This is a genomic window from Microbacterium sp. Mcb102, from assembly GCF_024519805.1.
Taxonomy (GTDB): domain Bacteria; phylum Actinomycetota; class Actinomycetes; order Actinomycetales; family Microbacteriaceae; genus Microbacterium.
Genome location: NZ_JALJRG010000002.1, coordinates 481,919 through 506,857, shown reverse-complemented (window position 1 = coordinate 506,857; position 24,939 = coordinate 481,919). Strand labels below are relative to the sequence as shown.

General features: G+C 68.6%; 20 protein-coding genes. 13 read left to right on the top strand and 7 right to left on the bottom strand.

Features of this window, described 5'->3' with window-relative positions:
• Positions 1-103 precede the first annotated feature (103 nt).
• The 4 genes from OC372_RS08750 to OC372_RS08735 all read left to right on the top strand — a co-directional run bounded on the left by OC372_RS08750 (position 104) and on the right by OC372_RS08735 (position 4,732).
• Positions 104-2,635, top strand: coding sequence for an ATP-dependent Clp protease ATP-binding subunit (locus OC372_RS08750; RefSeq protein ID WP_029262445.1), 2,532 nt, complete (start codon positions 104-106; stop codon positions 2,633-2,635).
• Positions 2,636-2,747: 112 nt separating this feature from the next.
• The gene (locus OC372_RS08745) at positions 2,748-3,248 is read left to right on the top strand and encodes an amino-acid N-acetyltransferase (protein WP_029262444.1); all 501 of its coding nucleotides are present in this window, start codon (positions 2,748-2,750) and stop codon (positions 3,246-3,248) included.
• A 66-nt stretch (positions 3,249-3,314) separates the two neighbouring features.
• Entirely contained in the window at positions 3,315-3,965 is a 651-nt protein-coding gene (locus OC372_RS08740) for a hypothetical protein (RefSeq protein WP_262001549.1), read from the top strand.
• A gap of 356 nt (positions 3,966-4,321) precedes the next feature.
• Positions 4,322-4,732, top strand: coding sequence for a hypothetical protein (locus tag OC372_RS08735; RefSeq protein WP_029262442.1), 411 nt, complete (start codon positions 4,322-4,324; stop codon positions 4,730-4,732).
• Between the two features lie 42 nt (positions 4,733-4,774).
• Here the strand turns inward: OC372_RS08735 and radA are convergent, their stop codons facing one another.
• A complete protein-coding gene (gene radA / locus OC372_RS08730) occupies positions 4,775-6,142 on the bottom strand; it encodes a DNA repair protein RadA (protein WP_029262441.1) in 1,368 nt (455 codons plus the stop codon).
• 100 nt (positions 6,143-6,242) lie between these two features.
• On the opposite strand from radA, the gene OC372_RS08725 reads away from it, so the two are divergent.
• From OC372_RS08725 to cydC, 5 genes are read left to right on the top strand one after another with little or no spacing between them, the layout of a single operon-like run.
• Positions 6,243-6,959, top strand: a complete 717-nt coding sequence (locus OC372_RS08725) for a helix-turn-helix domain-containing protein (protein ID WP_262001548.1) — start codon at positions 6,243-6,245, stop codon at positions 6,957-6,959.
• Positions 6,946-8,361, top strand: a complete 1,416-nt coding sequence (locus tag OC372_RS08720) for a cytochrome ubiquinol oxidase subunit I (protein ID WP_029262439.1) — start codon at positions 6,946-6,948, stop codon at positions 8,359-8,361. The genes OC372_RS08725 and OC372_RS08720 overlap by 14 nt, the downstream gene beginning before the upstream one ends.
• Positions 8,362-8,375: 14 nt before the next feature.
• Complete coding sequence (gene cydB / locus OC372_RS08715; protein ID WP_029262438.1) at positions 8,376-9,404, top strand: cytochrome d ubiquinol oxidase subunit II; 1,029 nt, start codon at positions 8,376-8,378, stop codon at positions 9,402-9,404.
• Complete coding sequence (cydD, locus tag OC372_RS08710) at positions 9,401-11,068, top strand: thiol reductant ABC exporter subunit CydD (RefSeq protein WP_262001547.1); 1,668 nt, start codon at positions 9,401-9,403, stop codon at positions 11,066-11,068. Before cydB ends, cydD begins: the two co-directional genes overlap by 4 nt.
• Positions 11,065-12,732, top strand: a complete 1,668-nt coding sequence (gene cydC, locus OC372_RS08705) for a thiol reductant ABC exporter subunit CydC (RefSeq protein ID WP_262001546.1) — start codon at positions 11,065-11,067, stop codon at positions 12,730-12,732. The genes cydD and cydC overlap by 4 nt, the downstream gene beginning before the upstream one ends.
• A gap of 32 nt (positions 12,733-12,764) precedes the next feature.
• Here cydC and moaA read toward each other — a convergent pair whose 3' ends face one another.
• Together moaA and OC372_RS08695 are read right to left on the bottom strand one after the other, a co-directional pair.
• Complete coding sequence (moaA, locus tag OC372_RS08700) at positions 12,765-13,799, bottom strand: GTP 3',8-cyclase MoaA (protein ID WP_262001581.1); 1,035 nt, start codon at positions 13,797-13,799, stop codon at positions 12,765-12,767.
• A 29-nt stretch (positions 13,800-13,828) separates the two neighbouring features.
• Complete coding sequence (locus OC372_RS08695; protein ID WP_262001545.1) at positions 13,829-15,061, bottom strand: MFS transporter; 1,233 nt, start codon at positions 15,059-15,061, stop codon at positions 13,829-13,831.
• A 161-nt stretch (positions 15,062-15,222) separates the two neighbouring features.
• Here OC372_RS08695 and OC372_RS08690 point away from each other — a divergent pair, with 161 nt between their 5' ends.
• From OC372_RS08690 to narI, 4 genes are read left to right on the top strand one after another with little or no spacing between them, the layout of a single operon-like run.
• Entirely contained in the window at positions 15,223-18,942 is a 3,720-nt protein-coding gene (locus OC372_RS08690; RefSeq protein WP_262001544.1) for a nitrate reductase subunit alpha, read from the top strand.
• Positions 18,939-20,576 (top strand): nitrate reductase subunit beta, encoded by a 1,638-nt coding sequence (gene narH, locus OC372_RS08685; protein ID WP_262001543.1) that lies wholly within the window; start codon positions 18,939-18,941, stop codon positions 20,574-20,576. The genes OC372_RS08690 and narH overlap by 4 nt, the downstream gene beginning before the upstream one ends.
• On the top strand, positions 20,573-21,280 hold the full coding sequence (gene narJ, locus OC372_RS08680; RefSeq protein WP_262001542.1) for a nitrate reductase molybdenum cofactor assembly chaperone: 708 nt from the start codon (positions 20,573-20,575) through the stop codon (positions 21,278-21,280). The genes narH and narJ overlap by 4 nt, the downstream gene beginning before the upstream one ends.
• Entirely contained in the window at positions 21,277-22,032 is a 756-nt protein-coding gene (gene narI, locus OC372_RS08675; RefSeq protein WP_262001541.1) for a respiratory nitrate reductase subunit gamma, read from the top strand. Before narJ ends, narI begins: the two co-directional genes overlap by 4 nt.
• Positions 22,033-22,100: 68 nt before the next feature.
• Here narI and OC372_RS08670 read toward each other — a convergent pair whose 3' ends face one another.
• The 4 genes from OC372_RS08670 to OC372_RS08655 are packed head-to-tail and all read right to left on the bottom strand — an operon-like array spanning position 22,101 to position 24,848.
• Positions 22,101-22,835: a sulfate/molybdate ABC transporter ATP-binding protein gene (locus OC372_RS08670; protein WP_262001540.1), complete on the bottom strand. Its 735-nt coding sequence runs from the start codon at positions 22,833-22,835 to the stop codon at positions 22,101-22,103.
• Positions 22,832-23,665 carry an ABC transporter permease gene (locus OC372_RS08665; protein WP_410054858.1) on the bottom strand — a complete coding sequence of 278 codons (834 nt, stop codon included), beginning with the start codon at positions 23,663-23,665 and terminating at the stop codon, positions 22,832-22,834. The genes OC372_RS08670 and OC372_RS08665 overlap by 4 nt, the downstream gene beginning before the upstream one ends.
• Positions 23,666-23,691: 26 nt before the next feature.
• Positions 23,692-24,462: a molybdate ABC transporter substrate-binding protein gene (gene modA / locus OC372_RS08660; protein WP_219860807.1), complete on the bottom strand. Its 771-nt coding sequence runs from the start codon at positions 24,460-24,462 to the stop codon at positions 23,692-23,694.
• Positions 24,459-24,848: a molybdopterin-binding protein gene (locus tag OC372_RS08655; protein WP_262001539.1), complete on the bottom strand. Its 390-nt coding sequence runs from the start codon at positions 24,846-24,848 to the stop codon at positions 24,459-24,461. Before OC372_RS08655 ends, modA begins: the two co-directional genes overlap by 4 nt.
• Between the last annotated feature and the right edge of the window lie 91 nt (positions 24,849-24,939).

The following is a 24,939-nucleotide window of genomic DNA, read 5'->3' as shown; positions in this document are numbered from 1 at the left end:
GTATGCCCACGGCGAACACGGGCATACGTGCCCGATGTGGTGGTTACTCTCGATGTACAAGCGCTTCACGCGTCTTCGCCCCGTGCGAATAAGGAGTCACAGCATGTTCGAGAGATTCACGGACCGAGCCCGTCGAGTGGTCGTCCTCGCCCAAGAAGAGGCGAAGATGCTCAACCACAACTACATCGGGACCGAGCACATCCTGCTCGGCCTCATCCACGAGGGTGAAGGCGTCGCCGCCAAGGCCCTCGAGAGCCTCGGCATCTCCCTCGACGCCGTGCGCGAGCAGGTGCAGGACATCATCGGCCAGGGTCAGCAGCAGCCGACCGGGCACATCCCGTTCACGCCGCGCGCCAAGAAGGTGCTCGAGCTCAGCCTCCGCGAGGCCCTGCAGCTCGGCCACAACTACATCGGCACCGAGCACATCCTGCTCGGCCTCATCCGTGAGGGCGAGGGCGTCGCCGCTCAGGTGCTCGTCAAGCTCGGCGCCGACCTCAACAAGGTCCGCCAGCAGGTCATCCAGCTGCTCTCCGGAGCCCCTGGCCGCGAGCCGGCATCCGTCGGCGCGCAGACCAACGACTCGCCTGCCGGCACCCAGGGTGGTTCCGCGGTGCTCGACCAGTTCGGTCGCAACCTCACCCAGGCCGCGCGCGACAACAAGCTCGACCCGGTCATCGGGCGCGAGAAGGAGGCGGAGCGGGTCATGCAGATCCTCTCCCGCCGTTCCAAGAACAACCCCGTCCTGATCGGCGAGCCCGGCGTCGGCAAGACCGCCGTCGTCGAAGGTCTGGCCCAGGCGATCGTCAAGGGCGATGTTCCCGAGACGCTGAAGGACAAGCAGCTCTACTCGCTCGACCTCGGCTCTCTCATCGCCGGTTCCCGCTACCGCGGTGACTTCGAGGAGCGCCTGAAGAAGGTCACCAAGGAGATCCGCACGCGCGGCGACATCATCGTCTTCATCGACGAGATCCACACCCTCGTGGGTGCGGGTGCCGCCGAGGGTGCGATCGACGCGGCCAGCATCCTGAAGCCGCTCCTCGCTCGTGGTGAGCTCCAGACCATCGGTGCCACGACGCTCGACGAGTACCGCAAGCACTTCGAGAAGGATGCGGCGCTCGAGCGCCGCTTCCAGCCGGTGCAGGTCAACGAGCCGACGCTGCCGCACACCATCAACATCCTCAAGGGGCTGCGCGACCGCTACGAGGCGCACCACAAGGTGCAGATCACCGACGGTGCGATCGTGGCCGCGGCGAACCTCGCCGACCGCTACGTCTCCGACCGGTTCCTTCCGGACAAGGCGATCGACCTGATCGACGAGGCCGGCGCACGCCTGCGTCTGTCGATCCTGTCGAGCCCGCCCGAGCTGCGTGAGTTCGACGAGAAGATCGCCACGGTGCGCGAGCAGAAGGAAGTCGCCTCCGAGGAGCAGGACTTCGAGAAGGCCGCATCCCTCCGCGATGAGGAGAAGAGCCTCCTCGCCGAGCGTCTGCGTCTCGAGAAGCAGTGGCGTGCGGGCGACGTCGCGACCTCCGCGGTCGTCGACGAGGGTCTGATCGCCGAGGTGCTCGCACAGGCCACCGGCATCCCCGTGTTCAAGCTCACGGAAGAGGAGTCCAGCCGACTCGTCTTCATGGAGAAGGCCCTGCACCAGCGCGTCGTCGGTCAGGAAGAGGCGATCGCCGCCCTCTCCAAGACCATCCGTCGTCAGCGTGCCGGTCTCAAGGACCCGAAGCGTCCCTCGGGCTCGTTCATCTTCGCCGGCCCCACGGGTGTCGGAAAGACCGAGCTCGCCAAGGCGCTCGCCGAGTTCCTGTTCGACGACGAGGCGGCTCTCATCTCGCTCGACATGAGCGAGTTCGGTGAGAAGCACACGGTCTCGCGTCTGTTCGGTGCCCCTCCCGGATTCGTCGGATTCGAAGAGGGTGGCCAGCTCACCGAGAAGGTGCGCCGCAAGCCGTTCAGCGTGGTGCTCTTCGACGAGATCGAGAAGGCCCACCCCGACATCTTCAACTCGCTGCTGCAGATCCTCGAAGAGGGTCGGCTCACCGACGGCCAGGGTCGGATCGTGGACTTCAAGAACACGGTCATCATCATGACCACCAACCTCGGTGCACGTGACATCGCGGGCGGTCCCGTCGGCTTCCAGATCGAGGGCAACGACTCGACCAGTTACGACCGGATGAAGGGCAAGGTGAACGAAGAGCTCAAGCGGCACTTCAAGCCCGAGTTCCTCAACCGTGTCGACGACATCATCGTGTTCCCGCAGCTGTCCAAGACCGAGCTGGTGCAGATCGTCGATCTGTTCGCCAAGCGCCTCGGCGAGCGTCTGCTGGACCGCGACATGACGATCGAGCTGTCGCAGGCCGCCAAGGAGCGTCTCATCGAGATCGGCTTCGACCCGGCGCTCGGCGCCCGACCGCTGCGTCGCGCGATGCAGCACGAGGTCGAGGACCGTCTGTCGGAGAAGATCCTGCACGGTGAGCTCAACTCGGGTGACCACGTGAAGGTCGACGCGAAGGACGGGGAGTTCCTGTTCGAGCACGGCCCGCGCGGCGAGAAGGTCGCGGTCGGTGCCAACACCGGCGGCGGCGCGATCGCCGGCACTCCCGACCTGGCGGTCGCCAGCGGGGAGTGACCTCCGGCTGAATCACGAAGGCTGAATCACGAAAGGGGCGGATGCTGCGGCATCCGCCCCTTTCCTGTGTCCGGCACAGGCGGCGACGGGTCGTGGGTTCTAGGCTTGTCCCGTGAGCGAGTACATCGTCCGGCCGGCCCGCAGCGCCGACATCGTCGGCATCCGCAACCTGCTGCAGCCCCTCGTGGAGCAGCGCATCCTGCTCGGTAAAGACCTGGCGGTGCTCTACGGCGCGGTGCAGGAGTTCGTCGTCGCCGAGGCCGACGGTGTGCTGATCGGATGCGGCGCGCTGCACGTGTTCTGGGAGGATCTCGGCGAGGTGCGCACCCTGCTCGTGCAGGATGACTGGCTGCACCACGGCGTCGGCCGGGCCATCGTCGATCGTCTCGAGGAGAACGCGCGCACGCTCGGGCTGTCGCGCCTGTTCTGCCTCACGTTCGAGGTCGAGTTCTTCAGCCGCCGCGGCTTCACTCCCATCGGCGAGCAGGTCGTCGACCCCGACGTGTACTCCCAGCTGCTGCGCAGCGGTGACGCGGGTGTCGAGGAGTTCCTCGATCTCGCGCACGTCAAGCCGAACACGCTCGGCAACACGCGCATGCTCAAGGTGCTCTGAGGGCCCACGGCAGACCACCGCCGCGGCCTCCCAGGCTGCACGGGCGGGATCGCTTAACCTGGAACCATGCCCCGTCCTTCCGCTGCCGTCTATCGTCGTCGGCGACTGGTCGTGGTGATCGGGCTCATCCTGCTCGTCGCCGCGATCGGCATCGGGATCTGGCTCCTGCTCGCGAAGCCCTGGGCAGCCGCGGATGCCTCTCCGAAGCCGGCATCCTCGTCGTCGGAGACGCCCACCACGACCACGACCCCGACGACCGACGCCGAGTCGCCGTCGCCGAGCCCTTCGTCCGAGCAGACGCCGGCGATCGTCGCCTGCGAGGCGAAAGACGTCGAGGTCTCGGCGGTCACGGACGCGGAGACCTATGCCGCGGGTGTCCTGCCGAAGCTCTCCATCTCCTTGACCAACAAGGGCACGAAGGACTGCACGCTCGATGTCGGCTCGACGACGCAGGTCTTCACGATCTCCAGCGGCGCCGACGTCTGGTGGCGGTCGACGGACTGCCAGGAGAACCCGAGCAGCATGATCGCGACGCTCACCGCCGGCACGACCGTCACCAGCAAAGACCCGGTGACCTGGGATCGCACCCGCTCGAGCGTCGAGACCTGCGACCAGGAGAACCGTCAGCGCGCTCCCGGCGGGGGAGCCTCGTACCACGTCGAGGTTTCCATCGGCGGGTTCACGAGCCTCACGACCACGCAGATCCTCCTGTACTGACCCGTCGTTCGAGTTCGCTGTTCGCACTTCGAAGTGATCGCGCCGCAGCGCCTTCGAAATGCGTCGCGTTGAGCGGCTTCCCATGCGGAAAGGCGCGACCTTGGCATCCTCGGCTGTCTGAGGCAGACAGGCGCGGATCTTTGGGATACCATTGAGGTGACTCTCCGCATCATGCGGCAACATGCCATCCCCAGTGGCGTCGAACTACAGCGTCCCCAGCGCTTCGACATCGCCGCACCGAGAGTCCGAGGGCCCTCTCGAGTACCCCAGTCCCCAATGGAGGACTCGAGAGGGCCCCTTACATCTCCGCGGTCGATTCCGCGCGCGGCGCCTCGCCGTCTGCATAAGCTGGATGCATGGCAGCGAAGAAGGCGAAACCCGGGAAGAAGAAGCCCGCCCCCGAGGACTTCCGTTCGGAGGCTCTGGCCCTGGCGCTCGAGAAGCAGGACGTCGCAGCGGTCGCCCTCGCCCTCCGTAACGGCACCACGGTCGTGCCGCTGATCAAGCCGGGAGCCCGCGACAATCCGCTCGACAGCGGAGAGGTATGGACCTACCGTGACGCGAACACCGGTGACCTCGCGCTGCTGTTGTTCAGTGACGCGAAGAACAAGCCCGCCAACCTCCCGCCCGGCGTGGGCATCTACACGTCAGACTGGCTCCGGAGCTTCCTGGCGGCGCATCCGATCACGACCGTGTTCCTCGACATCGCGGGCCCGCATCCGATGCAGGCGGACCCGGTCGAGCTGCTCAAGGCGCTCGACGCCTGAGAGCCGAGACCCTCGGGGGCTGCAGCGACCCGCCGGGGTCGATCAGAACGGCGGGACGTCGTGATCGGAACGGCGTGACGTGTTGCGTGCGCGCACGTCCCCGAGCGCGGCGCGGAGGGTCTTCGACCGGTCGTCGACGACCTGCTCGTAGCCGAGCCGGGCGGCCTCGGACCGACGCTGCGCCGCCTGGGTGACCGGACGGATCTCGCCGGCGAGGCTGAGCTCGCCCACGGCGGCGACCGTGCGCGGCACCGAGAACTGCTGGATGGAGCCGGCCACCGCGATGGCGATCGCGAGGTCGGCTGCCGGTTCGGTGAAGCGCACCCCGCCCACGGTCGACACGTAGACGTCGAGCGTGCTCGTCTTGATGTTCGCGCGCCGCTCGAGGATCGCCAGCACCATCGCCACGCGCGACGAGTCGACTCCGTGCACGATGCGGCGGGGGTTCGGGGCGTTGCTGGGAACCGTGAGCGCCTGTACCTCGACGGGAAGCGCGCGGCGCCCCTCGAGCGAGATCGCGACGCACGTGCCGGGCTCGGTGGCCCCTTGCGAGAGGAAGAGCCCAGAAGGGTCGGGGACTTCGGCGATTCCGTCACCCGTCATCTCGAAGCAGCCGACCTCGTCGGTCGGACCGAAGCGGTTCTTGAGCGCGCGGATGAAGCGCAGCGACGTCTGCCGGTCGCCCTCGAAATGGCACACCACGTCGACCAGGTGCTCGAGCACGCGGGGGCCGGCGACCTGGCCGTCTTTCGTCACGTGGCCGACGATGATGATCGGCAGATCGCGGTCCTTCGCGATGCGGATCAGGGTCGCCGCGACCTCGCGCACCTGGCTCGGCTGCCCGGCGGCACCGTCGATCAGCGACGACGAGACGGTCTGCACCGAGTCGACGATCACGAGCTGCGGCTTGACCTCGTCGATGTGGCCGAGGATGGTCGCCAGGTCGGTCTCGCTCGCCAGGTACAGCTCGTCGTGCAGGGCGCCGGTACGTTCGGCGCGCAGACGCACCTGGCCCGGCGACTCCTCGGCACTGGCGTACAGGACACGGCGACCGCCGCGAGCCGCCTGGGCCGCGACCTCGAGCAGCAGGGTCGATTTGCCGACTCCCGGCTCGCCGCTGAGCAGGATCGCGGCTCCGGGCACGATGCCGCCGCCGAGCACCCGGTCGAACTCCCCGACGCCGCTCGAGCGCCGCGGAGCATCCTGCGTCGTGATCTGCGTGATCGGTCGTGCCGCGCGATCCGCCGTCGGAGCGACGGGGCCGACGCGTCGGAGGATGCCGGTCTGCGCTGCCTGCTCCTGAACCGTGCCCCACTGCTGGCATTCGCCGCAGCGGCCGACCCACTTGGCGGTGGTCCACCCGCATTCCGTGCAGACGTAGGCTGGAGGAGCGGGTTTTCGGGTGGCCATGCTGCCAGGCTATCGCCGGGATCGGACATCCCTATCGACCAGGTGTTTATTCACGGCCGGACACCGGTGCAAAGTCCCGGTATCACGGGATACTGGGACCATGGCCAACGGCGGGTCCGTTTGCGGGCCGATATCGAGCTACTCCCGGGTGCAGATCCTGCACCTGCTCTTCGAGGCGGGAAGCACGAGGGCGCGCGCCGAACTGACGATCGCGGAGCTGTGCGAGGCCACGGGTCTGCATCCCAACACGGTCCGCGAGCACCTGCAGCGCCTGATCGAAGGCGGCCACGTCATCCCGACCGTCGAGCACCGCAAGACGCGCGGACGACCGCGCACCCTCTACCGGGCAGCCACGGGCGCGCCGGGCGCGTCCAGCCCGGTGGCGCGCGACAAGGCCAAGGCGGCTGCGCGTCGGGGCGACCTGATGCGCAGCATGATTCCCGACGCGGCGTCCGACCTCGGCCGTGAGGCCACGTATCAGCTCGACGCGCTGGTGGAGCACCTGGAGGAGAGCGGCTTCGAGCCGGTCGTCGACGACGGCAGCCTCTCGGTCGACCTCAGCCCGTGCCCGCATGCGGCCAGTCGGTCGGAGGACCGTCCGATGCTGTGCCGCGTGCATCTCGAGCTCATGCAGAGCGTGCTGAACGAGGCCGGCGGACCACTCGAAGCCGAGTGCGTCCGCGACGCGGTCCTCGCATCGGATTGCACCGTCCAGCTGCGCGACGCCACGGCGCGGATGGCTGAGGGAACGACGCTGCGGCGTCACACCGCGGGGCAACGGCCTCACAGAACAGGAGTAGCGCATGGAATGGCTTGATCCGCTCGCTCTCGCCCGATGGCAATTCGGGCTGACGACCGTCTACCATTACCTCTTCGTTCCGCTGACGATCGGCATGGCCCTGGTGGCCGCGATCTTCCAGACCGCGTGGGTGCGCACCGGCAAGGTCCAGTACCTGCACCTGACCCGCTTCTTCGGCAAGATCTTCCTGATCAACTTCGCCATGGGCGTCGTCACCGGCATCGTGCAGGAGTTCCAGTTCGGCATGAACTGGTCGGACTACTCCCGCTTCGTCGGCGACGTGTTCGGCGCCCCGCTCGCCTTCGAGGGACTCCTCGCGTTCTTCTTCGAGGCGACGTTCATCGGACTGTGGATCTTCGGCTGGGACAAGCTCCCTCAGAAGCTGCACCTCGCCACGATCTGGTGCGTCTCGATCGGCAGCATCCTCTCGGCGTACTTCATCATCGCGGCCAACGCGTTCATGCAGAACCCGGTCGGCTACACCTTCAACGAGGCGACCAACCGCGCCGAGTTGACCGACTTCTGGGCCCTGCTGACCAACCCCGTCGCGCTCGCCGCGTTCCCGCACACGATCTTCGGCGCGTTCATGTTCGCCGCCGGTGTCGTCATCTCGGTGTCGGCCTGGCATCTCTCGCGCGGCCAGCACTTCGACACCATGCGCATCTCGCTCAAGTTCGGGCTGTGGGCGATGATCGTCTCGACCGCCGGGGTCGTGCTCACAGGAGACCAGCTCGGACTCGCGATGTACGCCGCGCAGCCGATGAAGATGGCGGCAGCGGAGGCGACGTTCAACACGGTCTGCGGACCGGATGCCTCCTTCAGCCTCTTCACCCTGGGCACGCCGGACGGCAGCTCCGAGCTGTTCTCGATCCGGGTGCCGTACCTGCTGTCGCTGCTGTCGACGCACACGCTCGACGCGTGCGTGCACGGCATCAACGACCTGAACGCCGAGTACGCCCAGACGTACGCCGCGACGGGGCTCGAGGACTTCGCCCCGGTCCTGTGGATCACGTACTGGGCGTTCCGCTGGATGATCGGCCTGGGCATCGCGGCCGCCCTCGTCGCCGTCGCCGGCCTCTGGCTGACCCGCAAGGGCGCCAAGAAGCCCCCGGCGCAGTGGATGTGGAAGCTCGCGATCTGGTCGTTCCCGCTCGCGCTCGCCGCCAACATCATGGGCTGGGTCTTCACCGAGATGGGCAGACAGCCCTGGATCGTGTTCGGGTTGATGACCACCCAGGACGGTGTCTCGCCGGGAGTCAGCGGCCTCGAGGTGCTGATCTCGCTGATCTCGTTCACGGCGATCTACGCGGCGCTCGCCGTCGTCGAGATCCGCCTCATCATCCGGGCCGCGCAGAAGGGACCGGACACCGACGAGCAACCGCACGAGGAGACGGCCCAGCTGCCGTCGGTCGTCTACTGAGAGGGAGGAGCATCATGGATCTCGCAACACTCTGGTTCTTCATCGTCGCCTTCTTCTTCGTGGGCTACTTCGTGCTCGACGGGTTCGACTTCGGAGTCGGCATGTCGCTGCCGTTCCTCGGCAAGGACGACGTCTCGCGCCGTCAGGTCATCAACACGATCGGTCCGGTCTGGGATCTCAACGAGACCTGGGTCATCGTCGCCGGCGCCGTGCTGTTCGCGTCGTTCCCCGAGTGGTACGCGACGCTGTTCAGCGGGTTCTACCTGCCGCTGCTGCTGATCCTGCTCGCGCTGATCCTGCGCGGCGTCTCGTTCGAGTACCGGCACCAGCGCGACAGCGCGAAGTGGAAGGCCGGCTTCGACCGGATGATCGTGATCGGCTCGGTCGTGCCGGCGCTGCTGTGGGGCGTCGCCTTCGGCAACATCGTGCAGGGCGTCGCGATCGACGAGAACCACATCTACGTCGGCGGCTTCTTCGCGCTGCTGAACCCGTATGCCCTGCTGGTCGGCGTCACCACGCTGCTGCTGTTCTTCCTGCACGGCGTGCTTTTCGTCGCGCTCAAGACCGACGGTCAGGTGCACGAGGATGCGCGGCGTCTGGCGAAGAGGGCGGCCATCCCGACCATCCTCGTGGCGGCCGCAACGGTGATCTGGACGGTCGCGATCGCGATGGGGCGCGAGGCTCCGCTGCTCTGGCTCGTCATCGGTGCCGGTGCGCTCGCGGCGGTCAGTCTCATCGCAGCTGTCGGGCTCTCGCTCGTTCGGCGCGACGGCTGGGCGTTCTTCTCCGGCATGCTCACGGTGCTGTTCGCCGTGGTGATGCTGTTCGCCGCCCTGTTCCCGTTCGTGATGCCGTCGACGATCGACCCGGCCTACAGCCTCACGATCGCCAACGCATCCAGCACCCCTTATACGCTGCAGATCATGAGCTGGACCGCCCTGATCGCGATGCCGCTCGTGCTCGCGTACCAGGCGTGGACCTACTGGGTGTTCCGTAAGCGCGTCACCCGGAAGTCCATCGAGGGGGCTCCGGCGCACGCGTGAAACCCGTCGATCCGAGACTGCTGCGCTACGCGGGTGCCGCGAGGGGGTTCCTCGCGGCATCCGCGTTGATCGGCGTCGTCCAGACGGCGGTCGTTATCGTCTTCGCCTGGCTGCTGACGGATGCCGTCACCGGGGCGATCGCGGGGCGTGACGTCTCGGCATCCCTGATCTGGTTGCTGCTCACGGCGCTGCTGCGCGGGCTGCTGATCGCCGCCTCGGATGCCGCGGGCACCCGGGCCGCCGCGAAGACCGGGATGCAACTGCGCTCGGCCCTGATCTCCGCAGTCGGTCGATTGGGACCGGGGTGGCTCGCGCAGCGGAACCAGACCGAGCTCGCCGTGACCGCGGGACACGGACTGGAAGCGCTCGACGCGTACTTCGCCCGCTACATCCCGCAGCTCGTGCTGACCGTGATCGCGACGCCGGTGCTGGTGGCGGTGATGTGGTGGCAGGACTGGCCGAGCGGGCTCACCGCGATCATCACCCTGCCGCTGATCCCGCTGTTCCTGATCCTCATCGGGATGGCGACCCGCACCGTGCAGACGCGGCAGTGGCAGACGCTGCAGCGCCTCGCCGCCCGCTTCGCCGACACGGTGCAGGGGCTGTCGACGCTGCGGCTGTTCGGGCGTGACCGGCGGGCGGCCGACCGCATCGAGGTCACCGCCGACGAGTACCGCCGCGAGACCATGAAGGTGCTGCGGTTCTCGTTCCTGTCCGGCTTCGCGATGGAGCTGCTGGCCTCGCTCGCGGTCGCACTGATCGCGGTGTCGGTCGGGTTCCGGCTGCTGTCGGGCGACCTGACACTCGAGGTCGGGCTGTTCGTGCTGCTGCTCGCGCCCGAGGCGTTCCTGCCGATCCGACAGGTGGGGGTGCAGTTCCACGCGGCCGCCGAGGGGGTCGCGGCGACCGAAGACGTGTTCGAGGTGCTCGACGCGGCACGGGCCCGGGTACAGATGCAGGACGGTTCCACGGATGCAGGAGGAATCGCCGGCGAATCGTCCGGCATCCGTGAATCGATCCTGCAAGTGGGACCGGCGGGACCGGCGGATGCGGGAGCCCTCGTGGTCGAAGGGCTGCGCGTGCGGGATCTGCCGCCCGTTTCGTTTACCGCCGAGCCCGGAACGATCACGCTGATCGAGGGGCCGAGCGGCGCGGGCAAGTCCTCCCTGCTCGCGGCACTTCGGGGCGCGGCCGACTTCGACGGGACGGCCACCTTCGCCGGGCACGACCTCCGTGGGCTCTCCCCGGCGGCCTGGCTCGCCTGGGCCGGGCAGACTCCGGGGCTGAAGCGGGGGACAGTGGCGGCGAACGTCGCACTCGGCGATCCGGAACCGGATGCCGACCGCATCCGAGTGGCGCTCGACGACGCCTGTGCGGAGGGCATCGACCCCGCCCTCGAACTCGGCGTGCAGGGCAGCGGTCTGTCGGGCGGTCAGGCGCAGCGCGTCGCTGTCGCCAGAGCGCTGTACCGTCAGTCGTCCGGCCCGCGCCGGATGCTCGCGCTCGACGAGCCCTCGAGTGCTCTCGACCCCGACACCGAGGACCGGCTCTGGCGGTCGCTGCGCGCACGAGCGGATGCCGGGGCGAGCATCCTCCTGGTGTCGCACCGTCGGACCGCGCGGCACATCGCCGATCACATCGTGACGCTGGGGGTGAACGCATGAGCGGGTCGACACGTCGCGAACGGATCCGCGGTGTCCTGCAGCTCGCGCAGCCGCCGATCGGACGCTTCGTCCCCGGCCTCGTCTGGGGCGTGTTGTCGGCCGCCGCCGCCGTGAGCCTGCTGGCGGTCAGCGGCTGGCTGATCGTGAGCGCGTCCATCGTCGACTCGCTCGTCCCGCTGTCGATCGCGGTCGTCGGCGTGCGGTTCTTCGCGGTGTCCCGCGCCGTCACCCGCTATCTCGAGCGGCTGAGCGGCCACGATGCTGCGCTGCGACAGCTCGCCTCGACGCGGGCCGACATGGTGCGGAGACTGACACCGCTCTCTCCGGCCGGTCTCGGTGCGACGGATCGCGGACAGATGCTCACCGCCCTGGTGGACGACGTCGAGAACCTGCAGAACCTGCCGCTGCGTGTGGTGCAGCCGCTCGGGGTCGCCGCGGTCGTGGCGGTCGGGGCCGTGGGCTTCATCGCGTTCTTCTCGCCGCCGGCCGCCCTCACCCTGGCGCTGTGCCTGGTGGTCGCTGCGGCCGCGGCGATCGGACTCGGTTGGGTGTTCGGCTCGCGTGCCGAAGCGCTCGTGTCCGTGCGACGGGCCGAGCTCTCGGCCGCGCTGGTCGACTACTTCGGCAGCCTCGACGTGCTCCTGGCCTACGGTGCCGAGGCGCAGGCGCGCGAGCGGATCGCGGCGGCGGATTCCGCCCTGCGACGCGTCGTCGACCGCGCCTCATTCGCGCAGGCCATCGCCGCGGGCGTCGTCTCCGCGGTCGCCGGCGCGGCATCCGTGTGGGCGCTCGCCGCTGCCGCGCCCGGACTCGTCGACGGTTCCATCGACGGGCCGTGGCTGGCCGTCGCAGTCCTGGTGCCGATGGTGGTGTTCGAGATCTTCGGCGCGGTGCCGGTGGCCGCGGCGTCATGGCGGAGCGTCCGTTCGAGCGCGGAGCGCATCGTCGACACGTTGCCGGAGCGGATGCCCGACGAGCTCCGCCCAGACGCGGGCGACGACGTCGAGTTCGACGGTACGCCGACGATCCGGATGCGTGGCGTTCGCGCGAACTGGCCCGGCGGTGCTCCTGCGCTCACGGGGGTCGACCTCGATCTGCGGCCAGGGGAGCGGGTGCTGGTGGCAGGGCCGAGTGGGGCGGGGAAGAGCTCGCTGGCGGCTGTGCTCGTCGGCTTCCTCCGCGTGCAGGGCGAGTACCTGATCGACGGGCAGGACGCGGCGGAGATGTCCGGGCCGGCGCTGCGTCGGACCATCGGCCTCTGCGAGCAGAGCCCCCAGCTGTTCGATGAGGACATCCGCCAGAACCTGCTCTTCGCGCGCGACACGGCGACCGACGACGAACTGTATGCCGTGCTCGACCGGGTCGGTCTCGGTGAGTGGGCGCGGGAGCGTGGCGGTCTCGACGCCCGGGTCGGCGACCGGGGCGCGCTCGTGTCGGGCGGTCAGGCGCAGCGCATCGCCCTTGCCCGCGCCCTGCTGCGTGGGTTCCCTGTGCTGGTGCTCGACGAGCCGACCGCGGGGGTCGACCCTGATGCTTCCGATGCGCTGCTGCGCGACCTGCTCGAGGCGGCAGGGGAGCAGTCGGTGCTGTTGATCTCGCACGTGGCCCCGCCCGCAGGAACGGTCGACCGCGTGGTGCGCCTCGACGGCGGCCGCACGGTCTGAGCCACGCTCGCGCAGGTTGCTCCGGCGGGGCGTCAGCCGCCGATCGCGTTCATGCCGCGTGCAGGCTGGAGGAAGGCCGGGTCGTTGATCGCGTGTCCGGGCAGCTTGGCCCAGACGCAGCGCCGCAGCACGTCGTCGACCGCCGCGTCGCTGCCGGGGTCGCCCGTGGCGCGAAGCACGGGCAGGAGGTCGAACTCATCGGTGGAGAAAAGACAGTTCCGCAGCTGCCCATCGGCCGTGAGGCGCAGGCGATCGCATGCGCCGCAGAAGGGAGCCGTCACCGAGGCGATCACGCCGACGGTCGCCGCCCCTCCGTCGAGATGCCACCGCTCGGCGGGTGCCCCACCCCGGCCGGGGATCTCGGTCAGCGTCCAGCGCTCGGAGAGCGTGTCGAGGATCTCCTCCCGCGTGACCATCTGATCGCGATCCCAGGTGTGACCGGAGTCGAGCGGCATCTGCTCGATGAAGCGCAGCTCGGCTCCGCGGGCTGTCGCGAACTCGACGAGGTCGCACAGCTCGTCGTCGTTGACTCCGCGCATCGCGACGGTGTTCAGCTTGAGGGGACGCAGCCCCGAGGCCGAGGCCGCCGCGATCCCGCGCAGCACGTCGTCGAGGCGGTCACGTCGCGTCAGGGCGGCGAACCTGTCGGGGCGCAGCGTGTCGATCGAGATGTTCAGGCGGCTCAGACCGGCGGAGATCAGGTCGTCGAGCACCTCGTCGAGGCGGATTCCGTTCGTCGTCATCGCGACCTGGACGGGGCCGTCCTCGGTGTCGATCTCTCGCAGTCGACGCACGATGTCGACGATGTCGCGGCGTAGCAGCGGTTCGCCGCCGGTGAGGCGGAAGGTCGTGATGCCGGCCTCGGCGGCGATACGGGCGACCCGGACGATCTCGTCGACGGACAGGATCGACTCGCGCGCGAGCCACTCGTTGCCCTGCTCCGGCATGCAGTAGGTGCAGCGCAACGAGCACCTGTCGGTGAGCGAGATGCGGAGGTCCTTGTGGCTCCGACCATGCGTATCGAGGAGCGCACCCGACGTCGGGTGCGACGCCGGCGCCGGCGGCATCCGGCGTCCGATCTGCACAGGAACGGTCGTCACGATCTGCCCAGGTTACGCTTTCCACCGACGTCTCGGAGCATTCCCGCGACCACCAGGGCGAAGGCGCCGACGAAAACCAGGAGCCATAGACCGAGCGAGTAGGAGTTGGTGTCGGGGTTGTATGTCGCTCCCATGACCAGCGGCGGGAAGTATCCGCCGAGGCCGCCCGCTGCCGCGACGATGCCGCTGACCGATCCGACCTTCTCCGGTGGCGTCGATGGGCCGATCCAGGCGAAGACCGCCCCCATGCCGAGCCCCATCGCCGCGGCCATCAGGATGAAGGTCACCCCGGTGACCACGCCCTCGGGCGGCTGCTGGCCCACGATGTAGGCGAGGGAGACGATCCCACCGAGTGAGATCAGTGCGATCACCTTGGGGCCGAAGCGGTCGGCCAGCACGCCGCCGATGGGACGCGCGACGACCGCCGCCGCGGCGAACAGAGCGGTTCGTGTCCCCGCTCCGACGACATCGACGTCGTCGGGATAGATCGTGGTGAGGTACTTGGGCAGGAAGGTCGAGAATGCGACGAAGCCGCCGAAAACGATGCCGTAGAGGAAGGCCATCTCCCACGTCACCGCGAGCTTGAGCGCACCGATGACCTTCGGCACGAATCGCTCCGTGTTGGGCCGCCAGACCGGCGAGTCGCGGAGGAAGAACCAGGAAAGCACGGCGAGTGCGGCCAGTGCCCCCGCGATCACCAGGTGCGTGGGGAGGTAGCCGATCGACTCCACCAGGCGGGGCGTGAAGAACGCCGAGACGGCCGTGCCGATCATCCCCATCCCGAAGACGCCGTTCGCGAACCCACGTCGAGCCGGCGGGAACCAGGCGCTCGAGAACGGGATGCCGACCGCGAAGATCGTTCCGGCGACACCGAGGTAGAACCCGGCGATCAGCAGCAGGGGGAAGCTGCGGATCTCTCCCGCCACCGCGACGAGGAGGACGGCCGGAACCGAGATCAGCAGCACGGCGGTGAACATCTTCCGCCCGCCGAAGCGATCGGTCATCGCACCGACGACGATGCGTCCGAGCGCGCCCACCAGCACGGGCGTGGCCAGCATCAGCGAGATCTGCCCCTCATCGAGGCCCATATCGGTGGCGTACGCCTTCTGCAGTGGAGCGATCGCCATCCAGGCCCAGAACCCGACCGTGGAGGCGAGAGTCGCGAGGATCACCTGCGCGAAGCCGCCTTTGAGTTCGGACGGGGCGGGGGAAGTTGCGGCAGAACTCATGGGTGGTTCCTCCTCTGAGCGATGAGAGTAGCCCCGCGACCACCCCGCACACCACCCTGTTCTCCCGTGCTAATTGCCCCGCGGATTAACACGGCGCACCCTTGTGCGGGTCCGGGCTCGGGTGTTGGATGCTGAGTCAAAGGCCGCCTGAAGGAGACACGATGACCCCTGGCATCCGAACCGAGAGTCCGCACTCCACAGATGGCGCTCTCGCCGATGGGCTGGTGAGCCTCGGCAGGTTCATGACGCCGGGCGAGGTCTCCTCCGATCTGCGGTCGCTGTTTCTGGAAGGCGGCCGCTCGGGCGATGCGTTCTACCGCGACCGCTGGTCGCACGACAAGGTGGTGCGCTCGACGCACGGTGTGAACTGCACGGGCTCGTGCTCGTGGAAGGTGTACGTCAAGGACGGCATCATCACGTGGGAAGCACAGCAGACCGACTACCCCTCCATCGGTCCCGACTCGCCGGAGTACGAACCGCGCGGCTGCCCCCGGGGTGCCGCCTTCAGTTGGTACACGTACTCGCCGACCCGGGTGCGCTATCCGTACATCCGCGAGACGCTCGCGCAGCTCTACCGTGAAGCTCGGGCCGTGCACGCAGACCCCGTCGACGCCTGGGCCTCGATCGTCGAAGATCCGGAGAAGGCCACCGCCTACAAACGCGTCCGTGGCAAGGGGGGTCTGATCCGCGCGACCTGGGATGAGGTGCTCGAGATCGCGGCGGCTGCCCACGTGCACACGGTGAAGAAGTACGGCCCCGATCGCGTCGCGGGCTTCTCGCCGATCCCGGCCATGTCGATGGTGTCCCACGGAGCGGGCTCGCGCTTCCTCAATCTGCTCGGTGGCACGATGCTGTCGTTCTACGACTGGTACGCCGACCTGCCGGTCGCGAGCCCCCAGGTGTTCGGCGATCAGACCGACGTGCCGGAGTCCGCCGACTGGTGGAACGCCGGCTACCTCATCATGTGGGGCTCGAACGTCCCGGTCACCCGCACGCCGGACGCACACTTCATGGCTGAGGCGCGCTACCGCGGCCAGAAGGTCGTCACGGTCTCGCCGGACTACACCGACAACACCAAGTTCGCCGACGAGTGGGTCGCGCCGCACCCGGGTACGGATGCTGCACTCGCGCTCGCCATGGGCCACGTCATCCTCCGCGAGCACTTCGTCGAGAAGCGGACGCCGCGGTTCGAGGAGTACATGCGGCGCTACACCGATGCGCCCTACCTCGTGGCGCTCGAGGAGCGGAACGGCGGGCTGGTTCCCGGCAAGTTCGTCACGGCGTCCGATCTCGACGGGGACGCTGCAGCGCAGGCGCGCGCCGACTTCAAGCCGGTGCTGCTCGATGCCGTCGGGAATCCGGTCGTTCCGAACGGTTCGCTCGGCCACCGGTTCACGGCGGAGGACGAGGGGCGCTGGAACCTCGACCTCGGCGACGTCGTCCCGCCGCTCTCCATCAGCGATCTGCCGGGCGATCACGATGCCGTCGAGGTGCGGTTGCCGCGCTTCGATCTCGATCCGGAGCCGGGTCAGGAGCATGCCGGCGGGTCCGGGGTCGTCGTGCGCGGCGTTCCGGTGCGCACGGTCGCCGGGCGGAAGGTCACGACCGTGTTCGACCTCATGCTCGCCCAATACGGCGTCGGTCGCGAAGGGCTGCCGGGTGCGTGGCCGACCGGCTACGACGACGCGAGCAGTCCCGGAACACCGGCGTGGCAGGAGGAACACACCTCGGTCCCGGCGCCGCAGGCGCTTCGCATCGCGCGCGAGTTCGCCGACAATGCCGAGCGGTCGGGCGGCCGGTCGATGATCCTCATGGGTGCCGGCACGAATCACTGGTTCCACTCCGACACGATCTACCGCACCTTCCTGGCGCTGACGACGATGACCGGATGCCAAGGGGTGAACGGCGGCGGCTGGGCGCACTACGTCGGTCAGGAGAAGGTGCGTCCGATCACGGGGTATCAGCAGTACGCGGCCGCAGCGGACTGGGGGCGCCCGCCGCGTCACACCATCGGGACCGCGTTCTGGTATCTGGCGACCGATCAGTGGCGCTACGACGGGCTGCCGGCCGACCAGCTGTCGTCTCCGCTCGGTCTCGGCCGCTTCGCCGACCGCACCACGGCCGACTGTCTCGTCGAGTCCGTGCAGCGCGGATGGATGCCCAGTTATCCGACATTCGACCGGAACCCGCTCGATCTGTGCGACGAGGCCGATGCGATCGGAAAGGAACCGGCGCAGTACGTGGTCGACAGCCTCGACGACGGCTCCCTGAAGTTCGCCGTCGAGGATCCGGATGCGCCGGAGAACTTCCCGCGCGTCGTGCTGGTGTGGCGGGCGAACATCCTCGGCTCCTCGGGCAAGGGCAACGAGTACTTCCTCAAGCATCTGCTCGGCACCGACGCGGCGATCCGCGCCGACGAAACAGCGCCGGGCTCGCGCCCGACCACCATGACCTGGCGGGACGAGGCTCCGGAGGGCAAGCTCGATCTGCTGATGACGGCGGATTTCCGCATGACGAGCACCACGCTCTTCAGCGACATCGTGCTGCCGGCGGCGACCTGGTACGAGAAGCATGATCTCTCGTCGACCGACATGCACCCGTTCATCCATGCGTTCAACCCGGCGATCGCGCCGCCATGGCAGACCAAGACCGATTTCGACACGTTCGGGATGCTGGCGGAGAAGTTCAGCGAGATGGCCCGCACGCACCTGGGTGTGCGGCGGGACCTCGTGGCGGCGCCCCTGCAGCACGACACCCCGGATGCCATGGCGACGCCCCACGGCACGGTGCAGGATCTGCCCCGCGTGCCGGGTGTGACCATGCCGAAGCTGATCGTCGTCGAGCGGGACTATCCGAATCTTTTCGACAGGTGGAAGGCGCTCGGACCGCTCACACAGAAGCTGGGCATGACCACCAAGGGCATCACGTACCGTGCCGAGCCCGAGATCGAGAAGCTCAAACGGAGCAACGGCGTCGTCGAGGCAGGACCGTATGCCGGATCGGTGCGCCTCGACGACGATCGTCGGGCGTGCGAGATGATCCTCGCGTTCTCGGGCACGAGCAACGGCCGCCTCGCTGTGCAGGGCTTTCACGCACTCGAGAAGCACACTGGTCAGAAGATGGCCTTCCTCGCCGAGGAGCATGAGGGGACGCACCTGACCTTCTCCGACGTGTCGGTTCAGCCGCGCAGCGTGATCACGTCGCCGGAGTGGTCGGGGTCGGAGCACGGGGGTCGGCGCTACACGGCCTTCGCGATCAACGTCGAGCATCTCAAGCCGTGGCACACCCTGACCGGTCGCCAGCACTTCTACCTCGACCACGACTGGATGGACGAGCTCGGCGAGGCGCTTCCGATCTACCGGCCCCCACTCGACATGCACCGTCTGTTCGGCGACGTCGTTCCGGGGACGAACGGTGGGGCAGAGGTGCACGTGCGCTACCTGACGCCGCACTCCAAGTGGTCGATCCACTCGGAGTATCAGGACAACCTCTTCATGCTGTCGCTGTCGCGCGGCGGCCCCACGATCTGGATGAGTCCGCAGGACGCCGAAAAGATCGGTGTCCGTGACAACGACTGGATCGAGTCCTACAACCGCAACGGGGTGGTCGTCGCGCGGGCGAACGTCTCCCACCGCATGCCGGAGGGCACCGTGTACATGTACCACGCGAAGGATCGCACGGTGGATGTGCCCATCTCGGAGATCAGCGGACAGCGCGGCGGCATCCACAACTCCCTCACCCGCATCCTGCTCAAACCGAGTCATCTGATCGGCGGCTACGCGCAGCTGTCGTGGGCGTTCAACTATCTCGGCCCGACCGGGAACCAACGCGACGAGGTCACCACGATCCGTCGCCGCGACCAGGAGGTGCGGTACCGATGAAGGTCATGGCGCAGATGTCGATGGTGATGAACCTCGACAAGTGCATCGGATGTCACACCTGCTCGGTCACGTGCAAGCAGGCGTGGACGAACCGCACCGGCATGGAGTACGTCTGGTTCAACAACGTCGAGACACGGCCCGGTGTCGGGTACCCGCGTGGGTATCAAGACCAGGAGAAGTGGGGCGGCGGCTGGGTGCGCGACAAGCGCGGTCGGCTGCGGCTGCGGAGCGGCGGACGGTTGGCGAAGCTCATGCGCATCTTCTCCAACCCGAAGCTGCCGGGCATCGACGACTACTACGAGCCCTGGACGTACGACTACGACATGCTCGTCAACGCTCCGAGCGGCGAGCACACCCCGGTGGCTCGACCGAAGAGCCTGATCACCGGCAAGGACATGAAGATCTCGTGGTCGGCCAACTGGGACGACGACCTGGGCGGTTCGATCGAGACCATGCAGGAGGACCCGATCCTGCAGAAGATGAGCGAGCAGGTCGAGGCCGAGTTCCAGAAGGCCTTCATGTTCTACCTGCCGCGTATCTGTGAGCACTGCCTCAATCCCTCATGCGTGGCATCGTGCCCCTCGGGTGCGATGTACAAGCGGGAAGAGGACGGCATCGTCCTCGTGGACCAGGATGCGTGCCGCGGTTGGCGCATGTGCGTGTCGGGCTGCCCCTACAAGAAGGTCTACTTCAATCACAAGACCGGCAAGGCCGAGAAGTGCACCATGTGCTACCCGCGGATCGAGGTGGGGCTGCCCACCGTGTGCTCGGAGACCTGCGTCGGCCGACTGCGGTATCTCGGACTGGTGCTCTACGACGTCGATCGGGTCGCCGAGGCCGCGGCGGTGGAAGACGAGCACGAGCTCCTCGAGGCGCAGCGTTCGGTGATCCTCGACCCGAACGACCCCGCGGTGATCGAGGCGGCACGTCGTGACGGGATCCCCGAGGACTGGATCGATGCCGCCCAGCGGAGCCCGATCCACCGGCTGATCCAGAAGTACAAGGTCGCGCTTCCCCTGCACCCCGAGTATCGGACGATGCCGATGGTCTGGTACATCCCGCCGCTGTCGCCCGTCGTCGACGTGATCACCGGATCGGGCAGCGACGGGGAGGATGCGCGGACGCTCTTCGCCGCGATCGACAAGCTCCGGATCCCGATCGGCTACCTCGCCGAGATGTTCACCGCGGGCGACCCGAAACCGGTGGATGCATCGCTGCGCAAGCTCGCGGCGATGCGGTCCTACATGCGCGGGGTCAGTCTCGATGACGAGCGCGACGAGCGCATCGCGACGGCGGTCGGCATGACCGGCAACGAGATCGAGGAGATGTACCGGCTGCTCGCGATCGCGAAGTACGAGGAACGGTACGTGATCCCGGCAGCGCACGCGGAACGGGCGCATGAGCTGGAGGAGATGGCCTGTTCGCTCGACTACGACGACGGGCCCGGCATGGGTGGCGCCGGCCCCTTCGGAGCGAACAGCGGCTACCCGACGCCGGTCGCGGTCGAGAACTTCCACGTGCTGGCCGACCGGCAGACCGCCGACAGGCCGTCGACACCGAATCGCCTGAACCTGTTGAACTGGGACGGCAACGGCAGGCCGGGCGGCCTGTTCCCGCCGGAGGCGGACTCGTGAGCAGCGTGCTCCCGATCCGGGACCGGACGGAGCGGGTCACACCGCTGCGTCCGCTTCCCGAAACGTTGGCTCCCACGACGCTCACCCCCGGTCAGCGCCGGACGGTGCATATGCTCGCGTCGCTGCTTCTGGAGTACCCGGACGCCGTGTGGTTCGACCGCATCCCCGTGCTGCGCGAGCACATCTCCGCGTTGCCCCGGCCCGTGGCCGAGCCGATGACGCGGTTCCTCGATGGGGCGGAGCGTGACGGGGCATCCGGGCTGCAGCGCGAATACGTGACGACGTTCGACCTGAAACGGAAGTGCTCGCTGTACCTGAGTTACTACGCCACCGGTGACACTCGGCGTCGTGGCACCGCACTCGTCACGTTCCTCGAGGCGTACCGTGCAGCCGGCTGGGAGTTCGACGCGGCCGACCTGCCCGACTACCTGCCGGCTGTGCTGGAGTTCTCCGCGCTGTCGGGGTCTCCCATCGCCGACGCGCTCCTGGCCGCGCACCGGGAGGGCGTCGAAGTGCTGCGGGCTGCGCTGGAGAGCATGGACAGCCGCTGGGCGGATCCCGTGCGCGCTGTGACGCTGTCGCTGCCGAAAGTCGACCAGGCCACGAGAGAGCGAGTGCTCGCGCTGGTGAACGAGGGGCCGCCCGCCGAGACGGTCGGTCTGAGTCTGCCGATGCCCGCATTCCGAGCGAGGGAGTCGAGATGAGCGTGCAGATCATCCTGTGGGTCGCGCTGCCGTACGTGTGCGCGGCGATCTTCGTCGTCGGCCACATCTGGCGGTACCGCTACGACAAGTTCGGGTGGACGACCCGCTCCTCTCAGACGTACGAGAACAGACTGCTGCGCTGGGGATCCCCGATGTTCCACCTCGGCATCCTCATGGTGATCGCCGGACACGTCGTCGGGCTCCTCATCCCACGGGAGTGGTTGTACGCGATCGGTATCAACGAGGAGATGTATCACATCGGGGCGACCGTGCTCGGAACGGCCGCGGCGGTGCTCACCCTGGCGGGGCTCGCCATCCTCATCTACCGACGCCGCACGGTCGCGGCGGTGTTCCTCGCGACCACCGTCATGGACAAGGTGATGTACGTGTTCCTCGGCGCGACACTGCTGTTCGGTACGGCGGCCACCGTCGTCTACCAGGTGTTCGGGGAGGGGTTCCACTACCGCGAGACGGTCTCGCCCTGGTTGCGTCAGCTGATCATCCTCCAGCCGCGACCCGACCTGATGCTCGATGTGCCGCTGCTCTTCCAGCTGCACGTCATCACGGCGACACTCCTGTTCGGCCTGTGGCCGTTCACTCGCCTGGTGCACGTGTTCTCCGCACCGGTCGGGTACCTGTTCCGCCCCTACATCGTCTACCGCTCGCGCGACGAGCAGCGTGGATCGCGGGCGCCGAAGCGAGGGTGGGATCCGATCTCCACTCCGGATCCGGAGCGGCTGCGTCGCCCCTGACCGGCACCCCTGACCGGCGCGCCTGACCGGCGCCCGTGACCGTGCAGACCCGGGATCGGGAGGCCGCGTCAGTGTGCCGAATCGGCGACGGCCGCGGCGAAGGGAGTCGCCGGGGAGGCGAGCACTTCAGCGACGGCGGCATCCTGGACGATGCGCCCGGCCTGCACGATCACCAGCCGCTCCGCGAGAGCCTGGGCGTCGAGGATGCCGTGCGAGACGAGGATCGTCGTGGTGGCTCCGCGCTGTTCGCGCACGACCTCGCGCAACTGGGCCGCGGCCTCGACGTCGAGCGAGGTGAACGGCTCGTCGAGCAGCAGCAGCCGCGGCGAGGCGGCGAGGGCTCGCGCGAGGGCGATGCGCTGGCGCTGTCCGCCGGAGAGCTCGTCGGGGCTGCGGGTGCCATACCCGGCGAGGCCGATGCGGTCCAGCCACTCCGTCGCGCGTCGGGTGGACTCCTCGCGGGTGCGTCCGGCGGCCCTGGCGGCGAACGCGATGTTCTCTGCCGCGGTCATGTGCGGGAACAGCAGGGCGTCCTGCCCGAGCAGGCCGATCGCACGGCGTGACGGCGGCGTGTGCTGCCGCGGTCCGGAGAGGCGGATCCCATCGAGGTCGACGTGCCCCTCGTCGAGTCGCACGAGCCCCGAGATCGCCTCGAGGAGAGAGGTCTTGCCGGCACCGCTCGGGCCCATGATCGCGACGAACTCGCCCGCGGCGACGCGGAGCGCGGCATCGAGACCCGCATGCCGCACGATGACGTGAGCGTCGAGGGCGCCGTGGTCGAGCGAGCCGACGTCGCCGGTCATCGGAGGGCCCCCGGCCGCCACGCCCGCACGAGCAGCAACACGGCGACGGCCGTCCCCAGCAGCAGGATCGACAGGGCCACCGCCGTCTCGCGGCCGGCACCGGCCCCGTTGAAGGCGGTGTAGATCGCGAGCGGCATGGTCTGCGTCACGCCGGGGGCATTGCCGGCGAACAAGGCTGTGGCCCCGAACTCGCCGATGGCGCGGGCGAAGCACAGGATCACCCCGACCACGATGCCGGGCGCGGCGAGGGGCAGCGTGACCCGCCACAGCACCGTGCTCGGCGAGGCCCCGAGTGTGGCAGCCGTGCGCTCGTATCGGCTCCCCGTGCTGCGGATCGTCCCCTCGACCGCGAGCACCAGGAACGGCAGCGCCACGAACGCCTGCGCGAGCACCACGGCCGCCGGCGTGAACGGGATGCCGGTGCCGAACCACGCGGCGATGACGCCCCCGAGTGGACTGGAACGGCCGAGGAGGAACAGTAGGGCGACCCCGCCCACCATCGGCGGGAGCACGAGCGGCACCGCGACGAGAGCCCGCAGCAGGGCGGAGGTGCGCGGTCCCGAGCGGGCGATCAGCAGGGCGAGCGGGAGGCCGAGCACGATGCACAGCGCGGTCGCGGCGAGCCCGGTGGTGAGTGAGAGGCGGAGGGCGTCCAGTGCCACCGTGGAGGTGATGTCGGTCCAGAAGGTCGACCAGGACGCGCGCGTGAGCAGGGCGACCAGCGGCAGCGCGAGCAGGAGGATGCCGAGCACGGCGGGCGCGACCAGGAGGAACGGGGGCGCCGCTCCCGTGTCGACCCGTCGCATCGTCGTCGTGCTCGTCCTCGTCATGCTCCGCCTCGCGGGCCGATCCCCGATCACGGCGTACCGAAGCCGTGGTCGGCGAGGATCCCGCGGCCGACCGGACCCCGCACGAACTCGGTGAATGCTCCTCCGGCATCCGTGGCTCCGTCGAGTGCGACGATCGGGTAGCGGTTCACGACCTCGTCGCTGCCCTCCGGAGCGAAGCTCTCGACGTCTGCGCCCACCACGTCGGTCGCGTAGACCAGACCGGCGTCCGCTTCGCCGGCGACGATCTTCTGCAGGACCGCGGAGACGTTCTGCTCGAGGCTCGCCGCCGTGACCGAGACGCCGGCGGCGTCGAGCAGCGTCTGCGATGCCGCCCCGCAGGGCACCTCGGGCGCACACAGCACGGTGGTCGCGTCTGCGAGGTCGGCGAGAGAGGTGATGCCGGCGGGGTTTCCTGCGGGCACCGCGACCACGAGGGTGTTCGTCGCGAACGGCTCCGGGTCGTCGGCGAGGCCGGTGTCGATGAGCGTCTGCATCGTGCGTTCGTCGGCGGTGGCGAGGACATCGGCGTGTGCGCCCTCGGCGAGCTGCGTCACGAGCACGCTCGACCCGTCGTAGACGATCGGAGCCACGTCGACCGTCGGGTGCTCCGCGGTGAAGGCCGCGGCGATCTCGTCGAAGACCGGGCTCAGCGAGGCCGCGGCGAAGACGGTGACCTCGCCGGTGAGCTCTCCCTCGGCGGGGGAGGGCGACGGATCGGCGGAGGAGACGGCAGAGCAGCCGCCCAGCAGCAGGGCGAGGACCAGCGCTGCCGACCCGGTGAGGAGCCGGTGGTTCACCGCGGCGTCTCCACGATCACGGTGGTGGCCTTGATCACCGCGACAGCGAGAGACCCCGGCTGCAGATCGAGCTCGCGAACGGCCTCGGCCGAGAGCAGGGAAACGAATCGATGCGGACCCGCCTGGATGTCGACCTGCGCCATGACGCCGTCGATCTGCACGCGGGTGACGAGTCCGGTGAAGCGGTTGCGGGCGCTGGAGAGCACATCGCCCGGAGTGGGTGGCGCGGCGGCGAGGGCGACCGCGTGCTGGGCGAGGGCCTCGCCGGGGATGCGGGCGGGACTGTCGGCGGTGACCGGCAGTGCGTCCTGGTCGACCCACCGCCGCACCGTGTCGTCGCTCACGCCGAGCAGCCGTGCGGCTTCGGCGATGCGATAGGTGGTCACAGACCGAGCCTAAAGGCGCGAGTTCCGCAGATCCAGGCCATCTGCCGTGCATATTCCGCATCCGCGGAGATCTGCCGCATCATCGGTCCTT